General features: G+C 67.0%; 4 protein-coding genes. 1 reads left to right on the plus strand and 3 read right to left on the minus strand.

The genetic code is table 11. The annotated features are described in order from the left end of the window. Positions 1-131: 131 nt before the first annotated feature. Genes ACFW0B_RS11850 through ACFW0B_RS11860 form a run of 3 tightly spaced genes read right to left on the minus strand, consistent with a single transcriptional unit; the run spans position 132 to position 4,882 of the window. Positions 132-1,691: an FGGY-family carbohydrate kinase gene (locus tag ACFW0B_RS11850; RefSeq protein ID WP_449148285.1), complete on the minus strand. Its 1,560-nt coding sequence runs from the start codon at positions 1,689-1,691 to the stop codon at positions 132-134. An 18-nt stretch (positions 1,692-1,709) separates the two neighbouring features. Continuing rightward, positions 1,710-3,284 carry a glycerol-3-phosphate dehydrogenase/oxidase gene (locus ACFW0B_RS11855; protein WP_449148287.1) on the minus strand — a complete coding sequence of 525 codons (1,575 nt, stop codon included), beginning with the start codon at positions 3,282-3,284 and terminating at the stop codon, positions 1,710-1,712. Between the two features lie 2 nt (positions 3,285-3,286). Continuing rightward, complete coding sequence (locus ACFW0B_RS11860) at positions 3,287-4,882, minus strand: FAD-binding oxidoreductase (protein ID WP_449148289.1); 1,596 nt, start codon at positions 4,880-4,882, stop codon at positions 3,287-3,289. 125 nt (positions 4,883-5,007) lie between these two features. Here ACFW0B_RS11860 and gliR point away from each other — a divergent pair, with 125 nt between their 5' ends. Further along, complete coding sequence (gene gliR, locus ACFW0B_RS11865; RefSeq protein WP_449148291.1) at positions 5,008-6,030, plus strand: AraC family transcriptional regulator GliR; 1,023 nt, start codon at positions 5,008-5,010, stop codon at positions 6,028-6,030. The last annotated feature ends 224 nt before the right edge of the window (positions 6,031-6,254 follow it).

The raw sequence follows: 6,254 nt of genomic DNA on the forward strand, positions 1-6,254 counted from the left end.
GCACTCACCCTGTAGAAGGGGCGATTTCAATCGCTAGGCAGACCGCAGGGCTGCCTGATCGAAGCCCAGCAAACCCGACATATCCCACCCCAACCCTCTCCCGGTGGGAGAGGGGCTATCCGCGCCGACATTCAGGCCGGATAGCCGGTGATATCCCTGATTTTCCGGTACAGCGGCCGCAGCTGCTTGTACATCCCCTGGTAGACCTCCCGATACAGCCGCTCGTAGGTGATCTGTGCCTGCGGATCGGGCTGGAATACCTTTCCGACCCGCGTCATGGCGCGGATCGCCGTGGGGAAGTCCGGGTGCAGCCCCAGTCCCACCGCGCAGTCGATTGCCGCGCCCAGCCCTGATGCCTCGTAGACATGGGGCCGCTCCGCCGGAAGCCCGAAGATATCGGCGGTCAGTTGCATGGCCGCGTCGCTCTGGGAGCCGCCGCCCGACACCCGCAAGCGGGTGATGCGCGTGCCAGAACGTTTCTCGATCTGTTCCTTGCCCTGGCGCAGGGCGTACGCCAGACCTTCGAGGATGGCGCGGTAGAGGTGCGCGCGGGTGTGTACGTCGCCAAAGCCTATGATCGATCCCTTGGCCTCCAGGCCCGGCTCGCGAATGCCGGGTGACCAGTAAGGCTGCAGCATCAGCCCCATCGAGCCTGGCGGCACGCTGTTGACTAGCTCGTCGAACAGCACCTCGGGTTCCACGCCCAGCTCCTTCGCCTGCTGCAGCTCGCGCAGGCCGAACTCCTGCTTGAACCAGCTGACCATCCAGAACCCCCGGTAGATCATCACCTCGGTGTTGAAGTGATCGGGAATCGCGGCCGGATAGGGCGGGATCAGCGGAATGGTTTCCAGGTACTTGCGGCGCGTGGTGTTGATGGTCGCGGTGGTGCCATACGACAGGCAGGCGGTGCTCGGCTCGACGCCACCGGCGCCGATCACTTCGCAGGCCTTGTCGGCCCCCGCGGCGATCAGCGGCAGGCCCTGCGGAATGCCGGTATGGCGGCTGGCCTCGGCGGTGATGCTGCCCAGCCGCTCGCCAGGCTTGAACAGCTCCGGCAAGTGCGCACGACGCACCGGCATCGACTGCCATTTCCAGTCCCGTGGCGCGGCCCAATGCAGGCGCTTGTAGTCGAACGGCAGATAGGCCACCTGGCAGGCCACCGAATCGACGAACCGGCCGCACAGGCGATGGCTGAGGAAGCCCGACAGCAGCAGCACCTTGTGGGTCCGCGCCCAGAGCTCGGGCTGATTCTGCGCGACCCAGTTGGCTTCGGCCTGGGCGCGGAAATGATCCACCGTGCCTTGCAAGCGGAGCGCCTTGAACAACCAGCCCCAAGGCCCTTTTATGCGCCCCTGCACTTCGGCCTGGCGCTGGTCCAGCCAGAGGATAGCCGGACGCAGCGGCCTGCCCTGTTCGTCGACATTGATCAGCGTGCCGCGCTGGGTGGTCAGCGACACCCCACGGATCAGGCTGCGGTCGATATCCACCGACTCCCAGAGCAGCCGGCAGGCTTCGCCCAGGCTGTCCCAGTAGTAGTCCGGGTCCTGTTCGGCCCAGCCGGGCTGGCTCGAATAGTAGGCCTCGAGCGGCACCTTGCCCTTGCCCACCAGGTTGCCGTCCAGGTCGAACAACAGCGCCCGCACGCTCTGGGTGCCGTTGTCGATGGCCAACAGATAGCTCTTTTCGCTCACGATGGGTCCTTGTTCCGGTTATTCGGGCAGGCTGTAGCAGCGTCGGTGAAGCGCCAGGTATTCGGCCTCTTCCTGCGCCCAGCGAGCGTCATCCCACCCCAGCAGCGGCTGGCACAGGGCACGGATGCGCGGCAGTTCTGCGCGTGCGCCTTCGGGCAGCAGCAGGCCGAGCCGGGTCCGGCGCAACATCAGGTCATCCAGGTGCAGCACCAGCTCGCCCTCCGCCGCCCAGGCCAGTTCGGCCCAGAGGGTATCGGTGGCGCCAACGCGCTCATTGCCCAGCCGCGCGACCCAGCGCGCGAGCTCGGTCACCACCCGTCCGTGGCGCCCGACCAGACGCAGGTGCCGGGCAGGCGACAGGGCCGGAATCGCGGGGACGGCAACCGCCGGGAACACCGGGCCGTCGTCCTCTTCCACGGTGCGACCGACAAACCCTGCGCACGCCTGCAGCACCTCCAGCGCCAACAGGCGGAAGGTGGTCAGCTTGCCGCCGGCGAGGGTCACGCAGCCGGGCTCGGTCCAGAGGACATGCTCGCGCTTTTCATCCGACGGCTTGAGTTGCGAGTCGCCATTGCTCACCACCGGCCGCACACCGGCCCAGGTGGACAGCACATCGGCGCGGGCAATCGCTGCCGCCGGAAACTGCAACGCGCAGGCCTGCAGCAGGTAGTCCACCTCGGCCTCGCTGATGCGCGCGTCCTGATCCAGAGCTTCCCCGTGATCGAGGTCGGTGGTGCCGATCACGGTCGCCCCCTCCCAGGGAAACACGAACACCGGCCGCCCATCGGCGGGATGCATGAAGCTGATGGCATGGGCCAGCGGCAGGCGCCAGCCGGGCACCAGCAAATGGCTGCCACGCAGCGGGCGGATGTGTTCGCTTCCCCGGGCCGCGCGCAGGCGATCCGACCAGGCTCCGGTCGCCAGGGCCACGGCGCGGCAACGGAAGGTGAAACGCCGGCCGCTCTCCCGGTCCTCGGCTTCCAGGCCGTTCACCCTGTCCTGTTCACGCTTGAGGTCGACGACGCGCACACCGTTCAGCGCCTCGCCGCCTTCGGCGCGCGCCTCGCCCAGCACCCGCATGACCAGCCGGGAATCGTCCGTCACCGCATCGAAGAAGCGGGTGCCGCCCTGCAACCCGCCTTCATCCAGTCCGGGAACCAGGTAGCGCAGTTGCTGCAGCGGGTAATAGAGGTGGTTGCGTCGCCCGGCCAGGGCGTCATAGAGCGCCAGCAGGCTGCCGAACACGCGCGGCCCCGGAAAGCCGCCGCGATGGGGCATGACGAAGCTCAGCGGCTCCACCAGTCCGGGGGCTTCGGTCAGCAGACGCTGGCGTTCGCGTACCGAGTCCCGGGTCAGCCCGAACTGCCCCTTGGCGATGTAGCGCAGGCCGCCGTGGACCATCTTCGACGAGCGGCTGGAGGTGCCCCAGGCGAAATCCCGCTGCTCCAGCAACAGGCACTTCCAGCCACGCCGGGCCGCTTCCCGGAGGATGCCGGCGCCGCAGATGCCACCGCCGACGACGATCAGGTCCCAGTCCCGGGTAGCCAGCTCCGGCAGGGCTGCGGCACGCCAGGCGGCGTTCCAGGCGTCCATGCTCAGTCCTCGAGGAGAACGCCGGGAGCAAGGCGCCCCTCGGGGTCGAAGTGCTGCGCCAGGCTGCGCAGGGCGGCCATACCCAGCGGCCCTTTCTCCACCGGCAGCCAGGGCGCGTGGTCGCGGCCGACGCCGTGCTGGTGGCTGATGGTGCCGCGATTCTGCGCGATCACTTCACTGGCGGCGTGCTTCAACTTGCGCCATCGGGCCAGCGCTTGCGCGTAGCTGCCACCCGGCCGGTAGACGTAGGTGGTGTAGATGCTCGATCCCTCACCGTAGACATGGGACAGGTGGGTGAACACGTGAACCCGCTCGCCCTCCTCCTTCAACCCGGTGCGCAGGCTGGCTTCGATCTTGTCGAGCAGGTTGTCGACGTTGCTCCAGTCGGTGGCGGTTTCCAGGGTGTCCACCACATAGCCGGCGCTCCACAGGGCGTGGCGCAGATAGGGGAAGCGGAAGCGGTTGTGTTCCCACTTCTTGCCCAGCAGCGTGCCGGTGAACACGCCGCCGAAGCCCTTCAGCAGGCGCCGCGCCTGCCTCAGGGATGCAGCGTTCTGCGCACGGTTGCCGGTGACGCCGAAGGTCAGCATGCACTTGCCGGCCCCGGCGCCACGCAGGGCGAGGTACTTCTCCAGCAGGGCGATCTGCCCCGGATGGCCAGCCAGGGCCAGCTGGGTTTCCGTCTCGATGGCATTGGACAGGCGCAGCATGGACAGCGGCACCCGCGCCTGGGCCAGGCTGCGGATCCCTTTCAGCGCCTGGTTCCAGTTGGGCAGGAAGACCGCATGGAAAGACTCCTGCTCGGCCAGCCGGGTGACCCGCACCCGGACTTCGGAAATCACCCCGAAGCGCCCTTCCGAGCCGAGCACCATTTCGCGCAGGTCCGGGCCTGCCGCCGAGGCCGGGAAGGTCGGCAGCTCCATGGGGCCGGCGAAGGTCTCCAGGGTGCCGCCGGCAAACAGCTGCTCGATGCGGCCGTAGCGCAGGGACTGCTGGCCGCTGGAACGGCTGGCGACCCAGCCGCCAAGGGTGGACAGCTCCCAGGACTGCGGAAAATGGCCGAGGGTGTAGCCACGGGCGCGCAGCTGGCTTTCTACCTGCGGGCCATTGGCACCGGGGCCGAAGGTGGCGATCTGGCTTTCCTCGTCCAGCTCCAGCAGGCGGTTCATGCGCGCCAGGGAGAGGGTCAGCACCGGCCGCTCGCCGGCCTGGGGATTGATGTGGCCAGCCACCGAAGTGCCGCCGCCATAAGGAATCAGCACCAGGTCGCGTTCGACGGCCAGGGCCAGCAACTGGCGGATCTGCTCCGGGGTTTCCGGGAAGGCCACGCCATCGGGAAAGAAACCGAAATCGCCCTCACGCATCGCCAGCCAATCCGGCAGGCTCTGGCCACGGGCGTGACGCACGCGGGTCTCGGCATCCAGGGTGATCAGCGGGTGGGGCGCCAGGCGCGAAGCCGGCACGCGGGCCAGTACCTGTTCCAGGCTGGCATCGGGCAGGGGCTGTCCTTCACGGATGCGCTCGGCCAGGAACATCGCTCCACTGGCGGGCAGCTCCACCACCGTTGCCTCGTCGCCCCAGCCATTCCAGCGTCGCATGCCGTTCTCCTTGTTCGGGTTGTTTCGAAGGTTTTCGATGGCTGCCTATACTAGCCAGCCGCCCAACGGCGTCACTGTCGGATCGGGACAGTGGCCATCGCCAATCAGGACATAACAAGAACTACATGCAAGCGCTCGGCTATACCTCGGTTCCCGCACTTCTCAAGTACCTGCGCCATGCAGAACAACTTGGCATGGATCAGACCTCCACCCTGGCCGCGGCCGGTATCCGCCCGGACGACCTGGCGGACAACAGCAAGCGCCTGCCCAGCGAAGCCCACGAGCGCCTGCTGGCCCACCTGATCCGGGAATCCGGCGACGTCCTGTTCGGCCTGCATTCGGCGCGCTACGTGCAACCCGGATCCTGGAGCGTTCTGGGCTACATCACCATGAACTGCGCCACCCTGGGCGAAGCCATGAACCGCATCGCCCCCTACGAGAAACTGGTGGGCGACATGGGTGTGAGCCGCATGGAAGCCGACGGCGATGAGGTACGGATGATCTGGAACTGCCGCCACCAGGACCCGACGATCCGCCGCCACATGGTAGAGAACGTGCTCGCCTCCTGGCTGCTCTACGCCCGCTGGATCGCCGACATGCAGCTTTCGCCGCGGGAAGTCTGGTTCGAGCACGCCCAGCCCGGGGCGACCCGTATCGAGCAATACGAAGAGGTGTTCGGCTGCCCGGTGCGTTTCGAGCAGCCCTGCAACGCCCTGCTGGTACCGCTGGAATACCTGGCCGTGCCCCTGCGCCAGGCAGATGCCAACCTGCTGCGTACCTTGGAAGAACATGCCCTGGCCCTGATGGCCGGGCTGGATGACGACGAACCGCTGCCGCAACGGGTGAAGAACGCCCTGCGCCTGCTGCTCAAGGACGGCCTGCCGCGCAAGGAACGGGTGGCGGAGAAATTCCACATGACGGTGCGCACCCTGCAACGCCACTTGCAGCAGGCCGGCACCAGCTACCAGCAGATCCTCGATGAACTGCGCCGCGAACTGGCCGAGCACTACCTGCTACGCAGCGACCTGCCGATCCAGGACATCGCCTGCTACCTGGGCTTCACCGAATCCCGCTCCTTCCATCGCAGCTTCAAGGCCTGGACGGGGCAGACGCCGGGGGAGTATCGGGAAGCGAAAAGACAGGGGTGAAAACTGCAACCTGCCGGGAAAATTTCTGTGGGGCGATTTCAATCGCTTGGCAGGACACCAGGGGGCAGCTGTGCTGCCCTGCGCGAATGAATTCGCCCATCGAGTAGGAGGAGGCCTCGCGGCCTCCGTCCTCTCACACCACCGTACGTACGGTTCCGTATACGGCGGTTCAGGTCATACGGCTAAGCCGAGTGATCGTATCCAGTATCGACACCAGTCCAAGC

Source organism: Metapseudomonas phytobenefica, assembly GCF_043392685.1.
In the GTDB taxonomy this organism is placed as follows: domain Bacteria; phylum Pseudomonadota; class Gammaproteobacteria; order Pseudomonadales; family Pseudomonadaceae; genus Metapseudomonas.